Raw genomic sequence first — 297 nt, 5'->3', positions numbered from 1 at the left:
TAAGCTGGTATCGCGACCGCTGTGTAAGGTGACTAAACCGCCGCTGTCCAGCGTTGTCTCTTGATGGGTCAGGGAACTGCCGTTCTCCTTGCCTTTGCTGGCATTGACGCTGGCAGAAATACTAATCCCGGCGCTATTGCCGCTGGCGCCTATCCCGACACCCAGCGACCTGCCATGGCTGCTATTGTTACCACTCAGGGTTTCACTGTCTTGACTGGAATGCAGCAGGATATCCTGCGCGGCGCTCAGCGTTGTATCACGTCCGGCTTTCAGCTGGCTGCCCGCAATATCGATATC

General features: G+C 56.6%; 1 protein-coding gene. It reads right to left on the bottom strand.

Features of this window, described 5'->3' with window-relative positions; translation table 11 throughout:
- The coding region (locus HH682_RS15485) for a hemagglutinin repeat-containing protein (protein ID WP_214238369.1) at positions 1-297 on the bottom strand (297 nt) is incomplete at both ends.

This window comes from Rosenbergiella gaditana (assembly GCF_018494065.1).
Taxonomy (GTDB): domain Bacteria; phylum Pseudomonadota; class Gammaproteobacteria; order Enterobacterales; family Enterobacteriaceae; genus Rosenbergiella; species Rosenbergiella gaditana.
This window is presented reverse-complemented; position numbering and strand designations above follow the sequence as displayed.